General features: G+C 47.7%; 1 protein-coding gene. It reads right to left on the bottom strand.

Features of this window, described 5'->3' with window-relative positions; translation table 11 throughout:
• Positions 1-1318, bottom strand: a 1318-nt coding sequence (locus A3751_RS18300) for a diguanylate cyclase domain-containing protein (protein ID WP_156492610.1), incomplete at both ends; no start/stop codon positions are given.

Here is a 1318-nt window from a genome sequence, read left to right on the forward strand (position 1 = left end):
TAAATGGTGTATGCACTGCGATGCCAATACTGGCTGTGCAATGGATATCCGGTTCAAGAACAATACTTGTCAGTTTGGAGACTATGCGCTTGGTAATTCGGTCAAGATCATAGCGATGGAAGTTGCGCACAATAATCGCGAACTCATCTCCACCCATGCGGGCGACAAAATCGCTATCTCTACTCTGCTCTTTAAGCACTTTGGCGACCGCTTTAATCATTTCGTCACCCTTGTTGTGCCCATGGGTGTCGTTAATGGTTTTGAATTCATCTAGATCAATAAACATCACGCCAAAATGTGTCAGCTCGGTGCTATTTGCTCGCAGCGTGTTTGAAGTGCTTTCGGCAAAACACTCTGCAAGACGCTCTTCAAAGGCGTGGCGATTATGTAAGCCACTTAGCGAGTCGTGCCTTGCGAGCCAAGCGAGCTCGCTTTCTGCTTCGACCCGCCCGGAAATATCGAGCGCGATAGACAGAATTTGCCGTGAGCCGGTCTTTTGGTTAATTAGTGGTACATGGCGCCATGCTAAAAAGCGCAGTCTTCCTTCTTCTGTGATGACGGCGGCTTCATGCTGATATTCGCCATCATCTCTAAGCGCAATGTTCTTCACTTCGCGGATTACCGAATCCAGACAAATTGATGAATCTAGGAGCTTGGCGAAGTGCAAACCTTGAAGCTCGTTTTGGTCATAACCCGTGAGAGACTCCGTGTAGTGATTGGTTTGTCGAATATAGCCTTCGCGATCCTGAATGATAATTACCGCATGCATGGTATCGAAAAGTTGATTAACAAAGTCCCGCTCTAGCATGAGTTCTCGACTTCGAGTTTCTAGTTCATTTGCGCGTGATTCGAGCTGCTCATGCATGCTTTCAAGTTCGCTGCATAGCGAGGAGGCTGTCATGCGCAGTAACTCGGCCTCGTCATTTATAAAGCGGCTCGCGCTGAGTTTGGCGAAGTCTGCTTTTGCTTGTGCGTAGTTTTTACTCGCCAATGAAGGCAGTATGTTAGTGGTTTGACGTAAGCGGGTCATTGGTCGCCAAAGCACAAGTAACAAGAGAAGCTCGGTAATAACCAGACAAACAAGCAGCAAAAGGCGCATGTCGGATACTGCGCGCTCGGATATAGCCTTTCCCTCACTCACATCACGAACAGTCAGCACGTGATCGCTCTCTAACGCAAAACTACGCAAAAGATAGGTTTTACCCGAGTACTCTACAAAGTGATTGTGCTTGATTAAGTGGTCGAAACTGAACTTGGTGAGCGCGATGTCGATAATAGGGCGCGTCTGATCTGGGTTTGTGATTGCCACTAGATTGTG

Source organism: Oleiphilus sp. HI0080 (assembly GCF_001635135.1).